We start from the raw sequence: 16,175 nt of genomic DNA, 5'->3' as shown, positions 1-16,175 counted from the left end.
CCCCATGATCGCCATGATTACCACCGTCTTCGGCATCGGCCACCTGCGCCCCGCGCCCGGCACCTGGGGATCCGCCGCCGCCGTCCTGCTGGCGGTCCTGGTCTATCAGGCCGGGGGCGCGCTGCTGATCCCTCTGGGCGCAGTCCTCGCCGCCCTGATCGGCTTCTGGGCCGTGCCGCAGGCCCTGCGCATGACCACCGACGAAGACCCGTCCTGGATCGTCATCGACGAGGTGGCGGGCCAATGGCTCGCCATGTCCTTCACCGTGATCCCGCTGTGGCGACACGGGATCTCGATCCTGGACGCCTGGCCGGGCTTCGTGGTGCCCTTCCTGCTGTTCCGCCTGTTCGACATCTGGAAGCCCTGGCTGGTGGGCCGCGCCGACCGGCAGGGCGGGGCCGTGGGGGTGATGATGGACGACCTCTGGGCCGGGCTGTTCGCGGGCATCGGCTCGGTCATCCTGGCCGGGATTTACCATGGGTTGCTGCAATGACCCTTGCCTCTGACGTGCTGGACGCCGCCCGCGCGCGCGGGGTGATGATCGCCACCGCCGAGAGCTGCACCGGCGGGCTGATCGCGGGGGCGCTGACCGAGGTGCCGGGATCCTCGGACGCCGTGGACCGGGGCTTCGTCACCTATTCCAACGCCGCCAAGCGGCAGATGCTGGGCGTCCGCGCCGAGACGCTGGATGCACATGGCGCCGTCAGCGAACAGGTCGCGGCGGAAATGGCATCCGGCGCCCTGCGCCATTCTGACGCGGGCATCGCGGTTTCCGTCACCGGCATCGCCGGTCCCGGCGGGTCCGAGCACAAGCCCGAGGGCCGCGTCTGCTTCGCCGTCGCCCAACCCTTCGGCACCCGCACCGAAACCGTCGAATTCGGTGCCATCGGGCGCCGCCAGGTCCGCGCCGCGACCGTGGACCATGCGCTGCAGATGCTGCTGGACGCGTTGCGCCCATAGCAACGCGCGGCGGGTTAACAGCCTCTTAATGCGGCCCCGCCACCCTTGTGCCTCATTTGCAGGACGGGGGTATCCATGCCAAGCGTTGAAGACATCGCGGCCCAGATCGTCGCACGGGAAGGCGGCTACGTGAACGATCCCGACGATCCGGGCGGGGCCACGAATTACGGCGTCACCGTGGGCACGATGAAGTCCCTGGGCCTGGACCTGAACGGGGACGGACGCGTGGATGCCGCCGACGTGCGGATGCTGACCCGCGCGCAGGCCCAGCAGATCTTCGTGGACCATTACTTCCGCCGCCCGCGCTTGGCCGAATTGCCCGACGCCGTGCAGGCCAGCGTCTTCGACATGTATGTGAACGCGGGCACCAATGCGGTGAAGATCCTGCAACGGCTGGTCGCGCGCATGGGCTTTGCGGCATCCGCCGATGGCGTGGTCGGCCCGCGGACCATCGCGGCGGCCCATGACGCGGCGGCGGCGGCGCCGGATCATTTCGCCGACGCCTATGGGATCGCGCGGCGCAATTACTACTATGCCCTGGCCGATCAGCGCCCCGCCAGCCGCAAATATGCCCGTGCCAAGTCTGGCGGCAAGGGCGGCTGGATCACCCGGGCCGAGGAGTTCATCAGCCCCCGTTACCACCTGACCGAGGCCGAGCATCGCGAAAGGACCGCCAGATGGGCATGATCGACCGCTTCATCGGGTTGGGCCAGGGCGTCACCGCCCTTGGCAGCGCCGCCACCGGCATGGCCGAGGTCTTCACCCAGAACGCCACCCGCAAGATGGAGCTTGAGGAGGAGGCCTATGCCCGCGCCATCGGCGAGCTTGGCCAGGAATTCGCCACGGTTCGGCCGGGCTTCTTTGACAGCTTCGTCAACGGCTTGAACCGCCTTCCCCGGCCGCTTCTGGCCCTGGGCACCATCGGCCTGTTCGTCTATGCCATGGCCGAGCCGGAGGGCTTTGGCCTGCGCATGATGGGCTTGCAGCAGGTGCCCGAACCCTTGTGGTGGCTGCTGGGCGCCATTGTCGGCTTCTACTTCGGCGCGCGCGAGGCGCATCATTTCCGCCACCGCGTCTGGCCCGCAAGCCAGGTGCAGGCCAGCGTGACCACGACGCAGAACCTCGCGGCGGTCCAGCCGAACGACGATTTCGCCGACAATGCCGCCCTGCGCGACTGGATGGCGAGCCTGCGCGAATAGGCCGCACGCGCCGACACGCAAAACTGATGGTACCGGCCAAGGAGGGACTTTTCCCCCCTTTGGCATGGCCCTATGTTGGGCGGAACCCAAAGGATCCCGCCATGATTGCAGAATTCGGCCATTTCGCCCTGATCCTCGCCTTTGCGGTGGCGCTGTTCCAGATGGTGGTGCCGATGGTCGGGGCATCGAAAGGCTGGGGGGGATGGATGGACAGCGCCCGCCCCGCCGCCGTGGCGCAGTTCCTGCTGGTGGGGCTTGCCTTTGCGGCGCTGACGGTGGGTTTCGTCACCTCGGACTTCTCGCTGAAGCTGGTCTACGAGAATTCGCATACCGCCAAGCCCATGCTTTACAAGATCAGCGGGGTCTGGGGGAACCACGAAGGGTCGATGCTGCTGTGGGTGCTGATCCTGTCGCTGTTCGGGGCAACGGCCGCGGCCTTCGGCGACAACCTGCCGCCCGCGCTGCGGGCGCGCGTCTTGGCGGTGCAGGCCTCCATCGGGGCGGCGTTTTACGCCTTCATCATCTTCACCTCGAACCCGTTCCTGCGGCTGGCAAGCCCGCCCTTCGACGGGCGCGACCTGAACCCGCTGCTGCAGGATCCGGGCCTCGCGTTCCATCCGCCGTTCCTTTACCTCGGCTATGTCGGCCTCTCGATGGCGTTCAGCTTCGCCGTCGCCGCCCTGATCGAGGGGCGCGTGGACGCCGCCTGGGCGCGGTGGGTGCGGCCCTGGACGCTGGCCGCCTGGATGTTCCTGACGGTCGGCATCGCGCTGGGTTCCTGGTGGGCCTATTACGAGCTTGGCTGGGGCGGCTTCTGGTTCTGGGATCCGGTGGAAAACGCCAGCTTCATGCCCTGGCTGCTGGCCGCCGCCCTGCTGCATTCCGCCATCGTGGTCGAAAAGCGAGAGGCGCTGAAAAGCTGGACGATCCTGCTGGCGATCATGGCCTTTGGATTTTCCATGATCGGCACGTTCATCGTCCGCTCGGGCGTCATCACGTCCGTCCACAGCTTCGCCAGCGATCCGGCGCGGGGCGTGTTCATCCTGGGCATCCTGGTCGTGTTCACCGGCGGGGCGCTGACGCTTTATGCTGCGCGGGCGGGGCAGATGACGGCCAAGGGGATCTTCGCGCCCGTGTCGCGCGAAGGGGCGCTGGTCCTGAACAACGTGCTGTTGGCGGTCGCGGCCTTCGTGGTCTTCATCGGCACGATGTGGCCGTTGATCGCGGAACTGCTGTGGGACCGCAAGCTGTCGGTGGGCGCGCCCTTCTTCAACAAGGCCTTCACGCCCTTCATGATCGCGCTGGCCATCGCGCTGCCCCTGGGGTCGATCCTGCCGTGGAAGCGCGCGACCCTGGGCCGGGCGATGCGGCCCCTGTGGCCCGCCCTGGGCCTGGCGGCGGCAGTCATGGCGCTGGTCTGGGCCGTGTCCACCGGGCGGTCGGCCATGGCCGTCATCGGCGCGGGCTTGGGCGCCTGGATCATCTTCGGCGCCGCCGCCGAACTGGTCCACCGCACCGGCCAGTCGGGCCTGTCGCGCCTGTTGCGCCTGCCGCGCGCCGATTGGGGCAAGGCCACGGCGCACGCGGGCCTGGGCGTCACCTTCATCGGCATCGCGCTGCTGACCGCCTGGCAGGTCGAGGACATCCGCGTGGCCCAGGTCGGCCAGCCGTTTCGGGTGGCCGACTACGACATCACGCTTGCCAGCGTGGAGGAGGTCGAGGGGCCGAACTACATCTCGACCACGGCCACGATGGAGGTCGCGCGGAACGGCCGCCCCGTCGCCACCCTGCATCCTGAAAAGCGCGTCTATCCCGTCCAGGCCATGCCCACGACCGAGGCCGCCATCGACAACGGCATCTTCCGCGACATCTATCTGGTGATCGGCGACGCGCAGGCGGATGGCGGATGGGCAGTGCGCATCTACATCAAGCCCTTTGCCAACTGGATCTGGGCAGGCGCCCTGCTGATGGCGCTTGGCGGGATCGTCAGCCTGTCCGACCGCCGTTACCGCGTGGCTGCGGGCGCCCGACGCGCGCCGGCCAAGGCGGTGCCTGCGGAATGAGACGGCTTGTCCTTCTGATCGCCCTGCTGCTGCCTATGGCGTCTTTCGCCGTGCAGCCGAATGAGGTTCTGCCGGATGCCGCGCAAGAGGCACGGGCGCGCGAGATCTCGCAAAAGCTGCGCTGCCCGGTTTGCCAGGGCGAGAACATCGACGAATCGAACGCGCCGATCAGCCGCGACCTGCGGCTGTATGTGCGCGAACGGATCGTGGCGGGCGACAGCAACGATCAGGTGATCGACGCGGTAGTGGACCGTTTCGGCGAATTCGTGCTGTTCGAGCCGCGCGCCCGGGGCGGCAACCTGGTGCTGTGGCTGGCGGGGCCTTTCATGCTGCTGGTCGCGCTGCTGGGGGCCTGGCGCTTCCTGCGCAATCGCGCGACAGCCCGCCCCGAGGAGGCGCAGGCACTGAGCCAGGCTGAGCGTGACCGCCTGGACCAGATCATGCGCGACTGACGCCGGGTCGCGCTTTCCCCCGGGCCGTTTTGCGTCATGATGCCCCGCAAGGGGGACATCATGATCTATGAAACCATTGAATTCGCTGTCAGCGATGGCGTCGCCACGCTGACCCTGAACCGCCCGCAGGTGATGAACGCGCTGAGCAGCCGGATGCGGGCCGAGATCACGGATGCCGTCCAGACCTTGCCGTCCGAGGCGCGCTGCCTGGTCATCACCGGGGCGGGGCGCGGCTTCTGTTCGGGCCAGGATCTGACCGACCGGGCCGCCGCCGCCGATCTGGAAGGCACGCTGCGCGACGAATACGAACCCATGCTGCGCGCGATCCGCGCCTGCCGCGCGCCGGTGATCGCGGCGGTCAATGGCGTGGCGGCGGGAGCGGGGGCGAACCTGGCGCTTGCCGCGGACGTGGTGATCGCCGCCGAAAGCGCGACCTTCATCCAGGCCTTTGCACGGATCGGCCTGGTCCCCGACGCGGGCGGCACGTTCGTCATTCCGCGCGCCGTGGGGATGGCGCGGGCCATGGGCGCCATGCTGTTCGCCGAACCCGTCAGCGCCCGCCAGGCCGCCGATTGGGGGTTGATCTGGGAGGCGCTGCCGGACGACCGCTTTGTCGATGGCGTTGCCGCCCGCGCCCGGCAACTGGCGCAAGGCCCGACCGCCGCCTATCTGGCGATCCGGCAAGCCGTGCAGGCATCCACCCAGAACGACCTGGACGCGCAGCTTGCGCTGGAGGCGCGGCTGCAAGGCGCGGCGGGGCGGACGGCGGATTTCGTCGAAGGCGTGACGGCCTTCCTGGAAAAGCGCCCGGCGCGGTTCACCGGGCGCTGATCTCAGGCGATCTGCGCGAAGCGCGGGGCCGGGGTGCGGTTGTCGAAGAACGGCACCGTGTCCGGCACCGGCAGGGGCGCGTCGGGGGGCAGGCCCGCCACCAGGTCGGCCAGTTCGGCCAGCACCACCTCGGTGATGAAGGGCAGGTCCAGGGCGCGGGCATCAGCCAAGGGCACCCAGTGCAGGTGGGAAAGCTCGTCGCAGGCGCGGCTGAAATCGTCGGGATCGGTGGCAAGGCTGGCGGCATCGGCCAGGAAGAAATGCGCATCGAACCGGCGCGGGCGGCCCGGCGGCGTGATCGCGCGGAACAGATAGGTCAGGCTTGATGCATCGGGGCAAAGGCCCGCCTCGGCAAAGCCCGGCCAATCGCTGCGGCCGGGGCGGCCGATCAGCTGGCCGGTTTCCTCGGCCAATTCGCGCAGGGCGGCGGCGGCAATCGCGTCGGGATCGGGGATGGATCCGGGCCGGGGCTGCTGGAGAAGGCGGCCGCGATGCGGCTCGGGCAGCGGCGCGGCCAGCGGCGCGGTGGCATCAGTGGCATCGACGGCGCCGCCGGGAAAGACGTATTTCGACGGCATGAAGACCGCCCCCGCGCCGCGCATCCCCATCAGCACGGACACGCCCGCGCCCGTCCTGCGCAGCAGGATGATCGTCGCGGCGTCACGGATGGGCGGGCCGTCCTGCGTCACGAGGCGGCCGAAGGGCCAGGGGTGCCGAAGCCATGCATCCGCCGCGCCCATTGCAGCCCGACCATCGCCCCCTTGATGCGCGGCAACAGCAGCAGCGACAGGATGATCGCGCCCGCGCCGAAGGTCCAGATCATCGTCATGGCCGAAGGCCGCCAGGCGATGAAGCAGGCCAGCAGCAAGGGCGCGCCCAGATGCGAGACCAGCAGGATGGTCAGATAGGCCGGGCCGTCGTCGGCGCGCTGGTGATGCAGCGCCTCGTTGCAGGCGGGGCAATGATCGGCGACCTTCAGGAAGGACCGGAACAGCCTGCCCTTGCCGCAGGCCGGGCAGCGGCCCATGGCCCCGCGCAGCATGGCCTGCCCGGTCGGGCGTTCGGACGAATCGCCGGGGGCGAGGTTTCGGGACATGGCAATCTCCGGGGCGGTGCGGAACCAATGTAGGCGCTGCCCTTCCGTCCTGCCAGTCCCGGGATCGGCAAAAGGCTGCATCCTTGGTCGCGGATCGTCAGTGGACGGGCTGCATCGGCGCCATCAGCACGCGGTTGCGGCCCAGCGATTTCGCCGCGATCATCGCCCGGTCGGCCCGCTCCAGCGCGATCTCGGCCAGCACCTCGGGGCGGCTGACGTGAAAGGGTGCCTGTTCCAGCGCGACGCCGATCGACACCGTGGCCTGCACCTGCCCCCCGCCCGAGACGCGGGGCAGCAGCGTCGGGCGCATCTCGACGGCGCGGCGGATGTCCTCGGCCATGCGGAAGGCCTCGGACCCGGTGGTGTCGGGCAGCACGACCAGGAACTCCTCTCCGCCCAGGCGGGCGGTCAGGCCCCGGGTCGCGACGATCCCCTCGACCCGGCGGGCGATGTCGCACAAGACCGCGTCGCCCGCGGCATGGCCGAAATTGTCGTTGATCGTCTTAAAGCGGTCCAGATCCAGCGCCATCACCGCGAAGGCGGACTGGTGCCGCATGGCGCATTGCGCGATCTCGACCAGGTGCGGATGCGCATAGCGGCGGTTGTAAAGGCCGGTCAGCGGATCGGTCATCGCCCAGGCCATGTTGCGCTTCATCTCCTCGCGCCGGCTGTCGGCCCGGCGCTTGCGGTCCAGCTGGTTGCGCAGCGCCAGGGCCGCGATCTCGGCATTGTTGTCGCCGCCGGGATCCAGCGGCAGCACCTCGCTTGCGCCCAGATCCAGCGCGATGGCGCACAGATCCTCGCGCTCGGGCGCGACCAGGACCGCAAATCCCGCTTCCTTGGATCCGTTGCGCGAGCGCAGTTCCGACAACAACCGCAGCCCGTCGCCCTTGCGGTCGATGTCGGCGGCGATGATGTAGAGATCCGCGCCGTCGCCGTGGGACGCGGCACTCAGCGTCTCGTCGGGGCTGGAGATGGCGAAACGGCAGTTCAGGCGGGGCTGCAGGATATGGCGCCAACGCTGCGCCCGCCCGGGCTGGTCGGCCACCAGGACGACATTGCCCGAGGGCGCATGGGCAAAGCCGGGCGCGGCCTCGGCCATGGCGAAGCTCGACGCGTCGCCGGTTTCCGAATCGCGCAACAGGCCGCGCACGCGGGCCAGCAGCATCTGCTCCTCGACCTGCGGATCCAGCACGGCCGAGGCCCCGGCCTCCAGCGCCTCGATCCGGCGCTGGCCATCGGCAAGCGCCAGAACGGGCGTCCGGGGGCGTTCCACCGACACGAGGCGGAAGAATTCGGCCAGCGGCAGGCCGAAGAAACCCGGTCCAAGCAGAACCAGGTCGGGACGCCCCGACCGCAGTTGCGACACCAGGTCCTCGGGGGTCGCGGCCGACAGGACATCATAGCACGCCCCCGACAGCCTGACCTTGAGGGTGATCCGGCTTGTCGCGCTGCTTTCTGCAATGAGGATACGCGCAGTCATGAATGACGCCCCTTCCGACGACCTTTCCGAAGAATGTCATTGATTCCTTAACAAAGCGTTTCCAAACAGTCGGTGAGCGAGTCGGAACAGGGACCGGGCGATGACGTATAAGCGAGAATCCGCGCAGGAGCTGGCGACATCCGCCTTTCTCTACCTGGCCGGGCGGCCCGATCTGGTCGAGGCGTTCCTGGGCGCGACGGGCCTTCAGCCACAGGATCTGCGCCAGGTGGCGACCAGCCCCGAGATGGCGCTGCATGTGCTGGACTACCTGCTGGAAGACGACGGGCGGGTCATGGAGGCGGCGGCCGAGCTGGGGGTCGCGCCGGGCGACCTGATGCAGGCGAGGACCGCCCTGGCCGGTCCCGGCAGCTATGGCTGGCAGATCTGAGTTTGCGATTTGTTCACCTTTCGCGTCTAGACAGGGCGCCGGAGGTGACACATGCACGACCTGGTCAACCGCGCGATCGAGAAGTTCCTGCAGGAGGAATCCGTCCCCGGGGTCGAGGCGGGCCTGCTGCCCCCCGCCCTGATGCTGCAGGCTGCGGCAGATCAGCTGGGCAAGCCCCCGGACGAACTGATCGAGGATCTGGGGGCCTGGCTGGTGCGGCAGGACGAAATCTGGCGTCTCCTGCGGTTCTGCGGCAGCGATTTCCTGGACTTCCTGCTGCGGCTGGACGAATTGCCCGAACGAATCCGCCTGATCACCGACGACGTTGAGGTGCCCGAGATCGCGCTGTCGCGCAGCGCGGACGGCCTGGTCTGGGTCACGATCTCGGACGGGTCGCCCGTCTGGACGGCGCTTCTCAGCGGCTTGCTGCGGGCAATGGCCGACGATTACGGCACGCTGTGCGTCATCACCCGCAGCGCGGACGGGATCGCCATCGACGTGTCGGACGCGGCCTTTGCCGAGGCGCGGACCTTTCGGCTGTCGGCCAGGGCCGTCCCCGCATGACCCGCGCCCTGACACTGGGGCAGGCGGCGCTGGACCGGCTGATGCCCATGCATCTGTGCCTGGCCGAGAACGGCGTGATCCATTTCGCCGGGCCGACCATGCAGAAGCTGGTGCCGCCCGGCGCGCAGGTGGTCGAGGACATCTTCGTCGAGGCCAAGGGCACCGAGACCGGCTGCGTGATGACGCAGATCCGGGCCGCCGATCCGGCCAGGCGATTGTCCCTGCGGCTGCGCCACCACCGCCAGATGGTGCTGCGCGGCCATGTCGTGGCGCCGGGCTTCGGCGGGCTGCTGCTGAACTTCGGCTTCGGGGTGTCGCTGTCCGATGCCGTCGCGACCTTCGGCCTGACCGAGAACGACTTCGCGCCCACGGAACTGGCGCTGGAACTGATGTTCCTTCAGGAAGCCAACCGCGCCATCCAGGGGGAACTGGCGCGCTTCAACCGCCATCTCATGCTGGCCCGCCAGGATGCCGAGCGAGAGGCTCATACCGATCCCCTGACGGGCATCCTGAATCGGCGCGGGCTGCTGGCCGCGATGCGCGGCGCCCTGGATTCCCGCAGCGGGCAGGGTTTCGCGCTGGTGCATCTGGATCTGGACAACTTCAAGCCTGTGAACGACCGGCTGGGCCACGGCGCGGGCGACCGGCTGTTGTTCGATGTGGCAAGGGTGCTGGGACGCGCGGTGCGGGCGCATGATCATGTCGCCCGGATCGGCGGCGACGAATTCGTGCTGATCCTGGGCGGATCCTGGACCTGCCAGGCGCTGACGGCCATCGGCACCCGGATCATCCGGGGAATCGAGGAGATCTCGCCCGAGGGATGCGGGATCTCGGCCAGCCTGGGGATCGTGCTGTCGGCAGGCTATGGTCCCGACGACACCGACCGGATGCTGCATGACGCCGATGTGGCGCTCTATCGGTCCAAGCGCGCGGGGAAGGGCCGCGTGTCCATCGCGCCCCTGCCGCTGGGTTGCACCCCTAGGCCGCTGCCAGGGCCGCAATGATCGCGCCGAAGTCATCGGCCTTGAGGCTGGCCCCGCCGACCAGGGCGCCGTCCACATGGGGGATGGCAAAGATCTCGGCCGCATTGCCCGGCTTGACGCTGCCGCCGTAAAGCAGCCGCACCTGCGCGGCATCCGCGACCTTGCCGGCCAGGCGTTCGCGCATCAGGCCATGAACCTCGGCGATCTGGCCGGTGGTGGGGGTGCGCCCGGTGCCGATGGCCCAGACCGGCTCATAGGCGATGACGGTGTTGGCCGCCGTCGCCCCATCCGGGATGGATCCGTCAAGCTGCGCGGCGATCACGTCCAGCGTTTCCCCGGCATCGCGCTGCGCCTCGGTCTCGCCCACGCAGATGATCGCGGTCAGCCCGGCAGCATGGGCGGCCGCCGCCTTGGCCGCGACCGCCACATCCGTTTCCCCGTGATCGGCGCGGCGTTCGGAATGGCCCAGGATCACGTAAGCCGCACCCACATCCTTCAACTGCGCCGCCGCGATGTCGCCCGTATGCGCCCCCGAGGCCTTGGCATGGCAATCCTGCCCGCCAAGCGCAATGGCATCGCCGACACGCGCCTTCATGGGATGCAGCAGAACGGCAGGCGGACAGATCAGGACCTCGCAGCCGGGGACGGGGTGGGCCGCGATCAGGGTGTCGATCTCGGCCAGGGCGGCCCGATTGCCGTTCATCTTCCAGTTGCCAGCGGCCAGTTTGCGCGGTGCCATGCCATTCCTCCAAAGCTTTGCCCGTGGCTTAGGATGACAAAAGGCGCTGCACAATCATGATAACGCCGCAACCAGCCGGGAATCATCCGGCGGCGCGGCTGCCTTCCAGCGGCTCGAACCGCACGGATTCGCCGCAACCGCAGGCATCGGTGACGTTGGGGTTGCGGAACCTGAAGCCGGATTCCAGCACGCCGTTCTCGAAGTCGATCTCGGTCCCGAACAGGAACATCTGGGCCTTGGGGGCGATCACCACGCGCGCATCGCCCTGCTCGACCACCTCCTCGTTCGGCCCGGCGGCCTCGACCAGATCCATGGTGTATTCCATCCCCGCGCAGCCGCCCTTCTTCAACCCGATCCGCAGGCCGAAGGCGTTCTTGCCGCTCATCAGCCGGGCGATCTGGCGTTCGGCGGCGGGCGTGATGGTGACCGGAACCGATCCGGGAATGGCAAACATGGGCGCGTTCCTTCTGTTCGCTTCAAAGATAATCGCGCGACCTGCCCCTATCAAGGCGCAGGCTCCTTTGCCTTGGCTCAAATATCCTCGGGGGGTCCGGGGGGCGAAGCGCCCCCGGCCACCGCCGCCGGCAAGCCTACATGAAGCCCAGTTCCAGCCGCGCCTCGTCGGACATCATGTCCATGCCCCATTGCGGCTGAAAGGTCATTTCCACATCGACCTGCTTGACGCCCGGAATGGCCTCGACCGCGTCGGCGACCCAGGCCGGCATCTCGCCCGCGACGGGGCAGCCCGGGGCGGTCAGGGTCATGATGACGCGAACCTCGTTCCGGTCGTTGATGCCGATGGTATAGATCAGCCCCAGATCGAAGATGTTGACCGGGATTTCCGGGTCATAGACGGTCTTGCAGGCCTCCACCACGCTGTCATACAGCGGATGGTCGGTGGTCGAGGGCGCGATCAGCGGGGCGCCTTCCTGCAACTCGGTCATGGCGTGTTCCTGTCAAATCCGTTCTTCATATAGTCAACCCCCCGGCTTCCGTCCAGAGCGGGGCGGATTGCGATCCCCGCCCGCATTGGCTAGACACGCCCGGTTCCAGCGACAGGTCCCCCGATGAGCGAGCGTTTCCACTTCACCTTGCAGGCGACCGACGGCCGCGCCCGCACCGGCACCATCCACACCCCCCGTGGCGAGATCCGCACGCCCGCCTTCATGCCCGTGGGCACCGCCGCCACCGTCAAGGCGATGCTGCCCGAATCGGTGCGCGCGACGGGCGCCGACATCCTGCTGGGCAACACCTATCACCTGATGCTGCGCCCCGGCGCGGAACGGATCGCGCGTCTTGGGGGCCTGCACCGCTTCATGAACTGGGACCGGCCGATCCTGACCGATTCGGGGGGGTTCCAGGTCATGTCGCTGGCCGCCCTGCGCAAGCTGACCGAGGACGGCGTCACCTTCTCGTCCCATATCGACGGATCCCGGCACCTGCTGTCGCCCGAAACCAGCATGGAGATCCAGCGCCTGCTGGGCAGCGACATCGTGATGTGCTTCGACGAATGCCCGGCGCTTCCGGCGACCGAGGACGCCGTGGCGAAATCCATGCGCCTGTCGATGCGGTGGGCGCAGCGGTCGCGCGACGCCTTTGGCGACCGCCCCGGCCACGCGCTGTTCGGCATCATGCAGGGCGGCGTCACGCCCGACCTGCGCGAGGAATCGGCAAGCGCGCTGACATCCATCGGCTTCGACGGCTATGCCATCGGCGGCCTTGCCGTGGGCGAGGGGCAGGAGGCGATGTTCGGCGTCCTGGATTACGCCCCCGGTTTCCTGCCCGCCGACAAGCCGCGCTATCTGATGGGCGTGGGCAAGCCCGACGACATCGTGGGCGCGGTGCAGCGGGGCGTGGACATGATGGATTGCGTGCTGCCCTCGCGGTCGGGCCGCACCGGCCAGGCCTGGACGCGGCGCGGCCCGGTCGCCATCAAGAACGCGCGCCATGCCGACGACCCCCGCCCGCTGGACGAACATTGCACCTGCCCGGCCTGCACCGGCTACAGCCGCGCCTATCTGCACCATGTCTTCCGCGCGGGCGAGATGATCAGCGGAATGCTGCTGACCTGGCACAACCTGCATTATTTCCAGGAATTGATGGCAGGCCTGCGCGGCGCGATCGCCCAAGGCCGGCTGGACGATTTCGTGGCCGATTTTCATGCAATGCGGGCGCAGGGCGACATCCCCCCGCCGTGATCCGTCAACTTCGTTGACCAAAGACACTTTTCATCGGCCCGTCTTGCCCCTATCCGTTGCAGATTGGCGGACGAACCGCCCGGTTTGAAAGACTTCATGAGCGACGACATCATCACCATCACCCGGACCGAGGATCTTGCCCGCTTCTGCGAGACCGCGAAATCGGCACCCTATGTCACGGTCGATACCGAATTCCTGCGCGAACGGACCTATTGGTCCAAGCTGTGCCTGATCCAGCTGGCCCTGCCGCCCGCATCCACCCCCAAGGCTCCGGGGGGCGAGGCCGTGCTGGTCGATCCCCTGGCCGAGGGGTTGTCGCTGGAGCCGCTTTACGACCTGTTCCGCCACAAAGGCACCGTGAAGGTCTTTCACGCCGCCCGCCAGGATCTGGAGATCTTCTTCCACGACGCGGGCCTGTTCCCCGTGCCGCTGTTCGACACGCAGGTCGCCGCCATGGTCTGCGGCTTTGGCGAGCAGGTCGGCTATGAAACCCTGGTGCGCAAGATCGCGCGGGCCAACCTGGACAAGTCCTCGCGCTTCACCGACTGGTCGCGCCGTCCCTTGTCGGACGCGCAGGCGGCCTATGCCCTGGCCGACGTGACCCATCTGCGCGTCATCTACGAATTCCTGGCGGCGGAACTGCACAAGAACAACCGCGAAAGCTGGCTGGCCGAGGAAATCGCGGTCCTGGAAGATCCCGAAACCTATATCACCCGCCCCGAGGAAGCCTGGCTCAAGGTGCGCACCCGCACCAATTCGCCCCGCTTCCTGGCGATCCTGCGCGAACTGGCGCGCTTCCGCGAGGCCTATGCCCAGGAACGCGACATCCCCCGGTCGCGGGTCTTCAAGGATGACGCGATGATCGAGCTTGCCTCGACCAAGCCCCTGACCGAGGCCGACCTGGGCCGGTCCCGCCTGCTGCTGCGGGAAGCCCGCAAGGGCGAGATCGCGAACGGCATCCTGGTCGCCGTCAAGGCGGGCCTTGAGGCGAAGGATCTGCCGCAGCCCAGGGACGAGGAACCGGGCAAGCCCGGCAATGCCGCCTTGTCGGACCTGCTGCGCGTGCTTCTGAAGGCCAAGGCCGATGCGTCGGGGGTGGCGCCCAAGCTGATCGCATCCTCGGCCGAACTGGACGCCATCGCCTCGGGCGACCGCGACCTGCCCGCGCTGAAGGGCTGGCGGGCCGAGGTGTTCGGACAGGACGCCCTGCGCCTGGCGGCGGGGGAAATCGCGCTGTCGGCCAAGGGCGGCGCGGTGCGCGTCGTTCCGGTCGGCTAGGGCCGATGAGCGCGCGGCTGGCCCTGACCCGTCCGTGGCCCGAAGACGCCCCCGCCATTGCCGAGGCGCTGTCGGACTGGCAGGTGGCCCGATGGCTGACCGCCGTGCCCTGGCCCTATCGCCCGGCGGATGCGGCGGCCTTCATCAACGATGCGGGCCTGGACGAATACGCCGTGCGGCAGGACGGCCGGCTGGTCGGCATGGTGCGCGCCTCGGGCAGTTTCGGCATCTGGATGGCGCCTTTCGCGCAGGGGCAGGGGCTGGCCGAACGCGCCGCGGTGCTGGCGCTGTCGCGCCGCTTCCGGGGCGGCGCCGCCTTTGTCGAGGCGAACCACCTGGAGGACAACACCGCGTCCGCCGCGTTGCTGGCGCGGCTTGGCTTTCGGCCCACGGGCCAGGTGCTGCTGTGGTCAGAGCCGCAGCAGCGCCAGTTGCCCGGCCTGTCGCTGCGCCTGACGCGCGAGGATTTCGCCCGCCGCCACGCGGTCGCGCTGGCGACGCCCCGCCTGCTGATCGAACCTTTCCGCCCCGCCGACCTGCCCGACCTGCACCGCATCGCAACCCTGCCCGCCGTCGCCGCGAACCTGCTGCTGTTCCACCCGGCCATGACGCCCGACGACATGGCGCCGCTGTTCCAGTCGGACGGGCTGCTGCCCCCCATGCGCCTGACCGTGCGGCATGGCGGCAGGGTGGCCGGTTCCATCGGCATCAGCGCGGGCGATCCGCCGCGCATCTTCTATTTCCTGGATCCTGTCCTGTCGGGCCAGGGATTGGGCGAGGAGATGGGCCGCGCCTTCCTGGCCGAGATCACCGCCCGCTTCGACCCGCCCGAACTGCTGGCGGACGTGTTCCTGGACAACCAGCCGTCGCGGCGGTTGCTGAAGAACCTGGGCTTCCAGCGCGACCTGGACCAGATGCTGTCCTCGCTGGGCCGCAGCCAGCCCGCGCCCGCCGCGATCTATCGCTGGCGCAGGCGTCCGCAGCCCTAGGTCTGGCTTGCGCCCGTGGACAAGGGGGCCTGCGGCAGCGTGATCACCTTGAACGTGGCCCGGCGCGATTCGGGACTGTCGGTCCGCCGGGCCGGGCGTTCGTCCGTGGCCAGCGTCAGCGGCCGCAGCGGCGTCCCTTCGCGCCCGCCGGGGCGGCGGTCCCCCTCGAAGCTGGAAGGCGAGGGGGGCAGCGTCTTGCCGCCCTTCAGGATCGGGATCACCTCGTCACGGGTCAGGTCGAACCGGCGCGGGGCCACGCCGATCTGCCCTTCGGCGATGATGCAGCCCAGGGCGCGGGTCACGTCGCCCAGATCCGAGGTCAAGGGCAGCAGCAGCATCCGCGCCGACAGTTCGGGCCGCGCGTAATCGGCCTTGGCGTGCAGCGTCATCTGCGCCAGCTGGGGCGCGCGGAACACCGATTCCAGCACGTCGGACAGGCGCCCGCGCGAACCGGGATTGGCCAGCGAACAGAAGGCCATGCCGCGCACCTCCATCCCCATCAGGTCGATCAGGTGCTGCCCGGCCAGGCGAAAGCGCGCGGCACCCGGCGCGATGCGTTCCAGGATGAAGGCGTAATCCAGCGCGCGCCGGATGCCCTGGGGCTGGATGTCGGACCGCGCAGGCACCGCCCTGCCGCGCCGCAGGCCGTCCCAATAGGCCCGCACGTCGCCCAGGATCCGGGCAGGCTGCATGGGATTGAAGTCCGCAAGGTGCAAGATCTGGCCCGTCCGATCCGCCACGGGCGGATGCGACGCTGCGTCGTCCTGGCAGTTCGACAATGTCGTACCCTCGTTACCGATACGCATCCAGACACACGGATGCATTGTTACTCCAAGGGCATGATAAACATAAGTTCGCCACCTGCCGAGTCGTTTTCCTAACGAATGGTTAAATGGCCATGGATGATCCGCGCGGTTGCCAAGGTCTTGACCACCCGGCACCGCTGGTCCAT

20 protein-coding genes are annotated in these 16,175 nt (G+C 68.6%); 13 read left to right on the top strand and 7 right to left on the bottom strand.

All coding sequences use genetic code 11. The features are described from left to right. Nucleotides 1-4 precede the first annotated feature (4 nt). From GIY56_RS02300 to GIY56_RS02270, 7 genes are all read left to right on the top strand, one after another. Complete coding sequence (locus GIY56_RS02300; RefSeq protein WP_154763188.1) at nucleotides 5-493, top strand: phosphatidylglycerophosphatase A family protein; 489 nt, start codon at nucleotides 5-7, stop codon at nucleotides 491-493. Beyond that, entirely contained in the window at nucleotides 490-960 is a 471-nt protein-coding gene (locus GIY56_RS02295) for a CinA family protein (RefSeq protein WP_154763187.1), read from the top strand. Before GIY56_RS02300 ends, GIY56_RS02295 begins: the two co-directional genes overlap by 4 nt. A gap of 75 nt (nucleotides 961-1,035) precedes the next feature. Next, a complete protein-coding gene (locus GIY56_RS02290) occupies nucleotides 1,036-1,647 on the top strand; it encodes a holin-associated N-acetylmuramidase (protein WP_154763186.1) in 612 nt (203 codons plus the stop codon). Beyond that, complete coding sequence (locus GIY56_RS02285) at nucleotides 1,638-2,159, top strand: holin family protein (RefSeq protein WP_154763185.1); 522 nt, start codon at nucleotides 1,638-1,640, stop codon at nucleotides 2,157-2,159. Before GIY56_RS02290 ends, GIY56_RS02285 begins: the two co-directional genes overlap by 10 nt. 101 nt (nucleotides 2,160-2,260) lie before the next feature. Further along, on the top strand, nucleotides 2,261-4,222 hold the full coding sequence (locus tag GIY56_RS02280; RefSeq protein ID WP_154763184.1) for a heme lyase CcmF/NrfE family subunit: 1,962 nt from the start codon (nucleotides 2,261-2,263) through the stop codon (nucleotides 4,220-4,222). Beyond that, entirely contained in the window at nucleotides 4,219-4,674 is a 456-nt protein-coding gene (locus GIY56_RS02275; protein WP_154763183.1) for a cytochrome c-type biogenesis protein, read from the top strand. Before GIY56_RS02280 ends, GIY56_RS02275 begins: the two co-directional genes overlap by 4 nt. Nucleotides 4,675-4,734: 60 nt before the next feature. Next, nucleotides 4,735-5,505, top strand: a complete 771-nt coding sequence (locus tag GIY56_RS02270) for an enoyl-CoA hydratase-related protein (RefSeq protein ID WP_154763182.1) — start codon at nucleotides 4,735-4,737, stop codon at nucleotides 5,503-5,505. A 2-nt stretch (nucleotides 5,506-5,507) separates the two neighbouring features. Here the strand turns inward: GIY56_RS02270 and GIY56_RS02265 are convergent, their stop codons facing one another. The 3 genes from GIY56_RS02265 to GIY56_RS02255 all read right to left on the bottom strand — a co-directional run bounded on the left by GIY56_RS02265 (nucleotide 5,508) and on the right by GIY56_RS02255 (nucleotide 8,084). Beyond that, a complete protein-coding gene (locus tag GIY56_RS02265; RefSeq protein ID WP_196053518.1) occupies nucleotides 5,508-6,245 on the bottom strand; it encodes an NUDIX hydrolase in 738 nt (245 codons plus the stop codon). Then, a complete protein-coding gene (locus GIY56_RS02260; protein ID WP_154763181.1) occupies nucleotides 6,191-6,601 on the bottom strand; it encodes a DUF983 domain-containing protein in 411 nt (136 codons plus the stop codon). The genes GIY56_RS02265 and GIY56_RS02260 overlap by 55 nt, the downstream gene beginning before the upstream one ends. A gap of 97 nt (nucleotides 6,602-6,698) precedes the next feature. Further along, nucleotides 6,699-8,084 (bottom strand): diguanylate cyclase, encoded by a 1,386-nt coding sequence (locus GIY56_RS02255; RefSeq protein WP_154763180.1) that lies wholly within the window; start codon nucleotides 8,082-8,084, stop codon nucleotides 6,699-6,701. A 100-nt stretch (nucleotides 8,085-8,184) separates the two neighbouring features. Between GIY56_RS02255 and GIY56_RS02250 the strand changes: the two genes are divergently transcribed. From GIY56_RS02250 to GIY56_RS02240, 3 genes are read left to right on the top strand one after another with little or no spacing between them, the layout of a single operon-like run. Beyond that, nucleotides 8,185-8,472 carry a DUF3572 domain-containing protein gene (locus tag GIY56_RS02250; protein ID WP_154763179.1) on the top strand — a complete coding sequence of 96 codons (288 nt, stop codon included), beginning with the start codon at nucleotides 8,185-8,187 and terminating at the stop codon, nucleotides 8,470-8,472. Nucleotides 8,473-8,523: 51 nt separating this feature from the next. Beyond that, nucleotides 8,524-9,036, top strand: a complete 513-nt coding sequence (locus GIY56_RS02245; protein WP_154763178.1) for a heme NO-binding domain-containing protein — start codon at nucleotides 8,524-8,526, stop codon at nucleotides 9,034-9,036. Further along, nucleotides 9,033-10,040 (top strand): GGDEF domain-containing protein, encoded by a 1,008-nt coding sequence (locus GIY56_RS02240; protein WP_154763177.1) that lies wholly within the window; start codon nucleotides 9,033-9,035, stop codon nucleotides 10,038-10,040. The genes GIY56_RS02245 and GIY56_RS02240 overlap by 4 nt, the downstream gene beginning before the upstream one ends. Here the strand turns inward: GIY56_RS02240 and tpiA are convergent. The 3 genes from tpiA to GIY56_RS02225 all read right to left on the bottom strand — a co-directional run bounded on the left by tpiA (nucleotide 10,015) and on the right by GIY56_RS02225 (nucleotide 11,702). Then, on the bottom strand, nucleotides 10,015-10,758 hold the full coding sequence (gene tpiA, locus GIY56_RS02235; RefSeq protein ID WP_154763176.1) for a triose-phosphate isomerase: 744 nt from the start codon (nucleotides 10,756-10,758) through the stop codon (nucleotides 10,015-10,017). The genes GIY56_RS02240 and tpiA overlap by 26 nt on opposite strands. 82 nt (nucleotides 10,759-10,840) lie before the next feature. Continuing rightward, nucleotides 10,841-11,212 carry a HesB/IscA family protein gene (locus GIY56_RS02230; protein ID WP_154763175.1) on the bottom strand — a complete coding sequence of 124 codons (372 nt, stop codon included), beginning with the start codon at nucleotides 11,210-11,212 and terminating at the stop codon, nucleotides 10,841-10,843. A 136-nt stretch (nucleotides 11,213-11,348) separates the two neighbouring features. Next, nucleotides 11,349-11,702, bottom strand: a complete 354-nt coding sequence (locus GIY56_RS02225) for an SUF system Fe-S cluster assembly protein (RefSeq protein ID WP_154763174.1) — start codon at nucleotides 11,700-11,702, stop codon at nucleotides 11,349-11,351. 123 nt (nucleotides 11,703-11,825) lie between these two features. Between GIY56_RS02225 and tgt the strand changes: the two genes are divergently transcribed. From tgt to GIY56_RS02210, 3 genes are all read left to right on the top strand, one after another. Continuing rightward, complete coding sequence (gene tgt / locus GIY56_RS02220) at nucleotides 11,826-12,956, top strand: tRNA guanosine(34) transglycosylase Tgt (protein WP_154763173.1); 1,131 nt, start codon at nucleotides 11,826-11,828, stop codon at nucleotides 12,954-12,956. Between the two features lie 108 nt (nucleotides 12,957-13,064). Next, nucleotides 13,065-14,234 carry a ribonuclease D gene (gene rnd / locus GIY56_RS02215; protein ID WP_328288423.1) on the top strand — a complete coding sequence of 390 codons (1,170 nt, stop codon included), beginning with the start codon at nucleotides 13,065-13,067 and terminating at the stop codon, nucleotides 14,232-14,234. A gap of 5 nt (nucleotides 14,235-14,239) precedes the next feature. Then, nucleotides 14,240-15,223, top strand: a complete 984-nt coding sequence (locus GIY56_RS02210) for a GNAT family N-acetyltransferase (protein ID WP_154763171.1) — start codon at nucleotides 14,240-14,242, stop codon at nucleotides 15,221-15,223. On the opposite strand, the gene GIY56_RS02205 is transcribed toward GIY56_RS02210, so the two are convergent. Further along, on the bottom strand, nucleotides 15,220-16,029 hold the full coding sequence (locus tag GIY56_RS02205; RefSeq protein ID WP_154763170.1) for a PAS domain-containing protein: 810 nt from the start codon (nucleotides 16,027-16,029) through the stop codon (nucleotides 15,220-15,222). The two genes, GIY56_RS02210 and GIY56_RS02205, sit on opposite strands and share 4 nt — an antisense overlap. Nucleotides 16,030-16,175 lie beyond the last annotated feature (146 nt).

Origin of the sequence: Paracoccus lichenicola, from assembly GCF_009708075.1 — a bacterium.
GTDB lineage: Bacteria > Pseudomonadota > Alphaproteobacteria > Rhodobacterales > Rhodobacteraceae > Paracoccus > Paracoccus lichenicola.
This window is presented reverse-complemented; position numbering and strand designations above follow the sequence as displayed.

Excerpts from the sequence above, each read along its gene's own strand:
- GIY56_RS02230 (WP_154763175.1), bottom strand. The coding sequence starts at position 11,212 with ATGTTTGCCATTCCCGGATCGGTTCCGGTCACCATCACGCCCGCCGCC.
- GIY56_RS02290 (WP_154763186.1), top strand. The coding sequence starts at position 1,036 with ATGCCAAGCGTTGAAGACATCGCGGCCCAGATCGTCGCACGGGAAGGC.
- GIY56_RS02265 (WP_196053518.1), bottom strand. The coding sequence starts at position 6,245 with ATGGGCGCGGCGGATGCATGGCTTCGGCACCCCTGGCCCTTCGGCCGC.
- GIY56_RS02225 (WP_154763174.1), bottom strand. The coding sequence starts at position 11,702 with ATGACCGAGTTGCAGGAAGGCGCCCCGCTGATCGCGCCCTCGACCACC.
- GIY56_RS02260 (WP_154763181.1), bottom strand. The coding sequence starts at position 6,601 with ATGTCCCGAAACCTCGCCCCCGGCGATTCGTCCGAACGCCCGACCGGG.
- GIY56_RS02280 (WP_154763184.1), top strand. The coding sequence starts at position 2,261 with ATGATTGCAGAATTCGGCCATTTCGCCCTGATCCTCGCCTTTGCGGTG.
- GIY56_RS02275 (WP_154763183.1), top strand. The coding sequence starts at position 4,219 with ATGAGACGGCTTGTCCTTCTGATCGCCCTGCTGCTGCCTATGGCGTCT.
- GIY56_RS02245 (WP_154763178.1), top strand. The coding sequence starts at position 8,524 with ATGCACGACCTGGTCAACCGCGCGATCGAGAAGTTCCTGCAGGAGGAA.
- GIY56_RS02255 (WP_154763180.1), bottom strand. The coding sequence starts at position 8,084 with ATGACTGCGCGTATCCTCATTGCAGAAAGCAGCGCGACAAGCCGGATC.
- tpiA (WP_154763176.1), bottom strand. The coding sequence starts at position 10,758 with ATGGCACCGCGCAAACTGGCCGCTGGCAACTGGAAGATGAACGGCAAT.
- GIY56_RS02210 (WP_154763171.1), top strand. The coding sequence starts at position 14,240 with ATGAGCGCGCGGCTGGCCCTGACCCGTCCGTGGCCCGAAGACGCCCCC.
- GIY56_RS02240 (WP_154763177.1), top strand. The coding sequence starts at position 9,033 with ATGACCCGCGCCCTGACACTGGGGCAGGCGGCGCTGGACCGGCTGATG.
- GIY56_RS02295 (WP_154763187.1), top strand. The coding sequence starts at position 490 with ATGACCCTTGCCTCTGACGTGCTGGACGCCGCCCGCGCGCGCGGGGTG.
- GIY56_RS02205 (WP_154763170.1), bottom strand. The coding sequence starts at position 16,029 with ATGCGTATCGGTAACGAGGGTACGACATTGTCGAACTGCCAGGACGAC.
- GIY56_RS02285 (WP_154763185.1), top strand. The coding sequence starts at position 1,638 with ATGGGCATGATCGACCGCTTCATCGGGTTGGGCCAGGGCGTCACCGCC.
- GIY56_RS02270 (WP_154763182.1), top strand. The coding sequence starts at position 4,735 with ATGATCTATGAAACCATTGAATTCGCTGTCAGCGATGGCGTCGCCACG.
- GIY56_RS02250 (WP_154763179.1), top strand. The coding sequence starts at position 8,185 with ATGACGTATAAGCGAGAATCCGCGCAGGAGCTGGCGACATCCGCCTTT.
- tgt (WP_154763173.1), top strand. The coding sequence starts at position 11,826 with ATGAGCGAGCGTTTCCACTTCACCTTGCAGGCGACCGACGGCCGCGCC.
- GIY56_RS02300 (WP_154763188.1), top strand. The coding sequence starts at position 5 with ATGATCGCCATGATTACCACCGTCTTCGGCATCGGCCACCTGCGCCCC.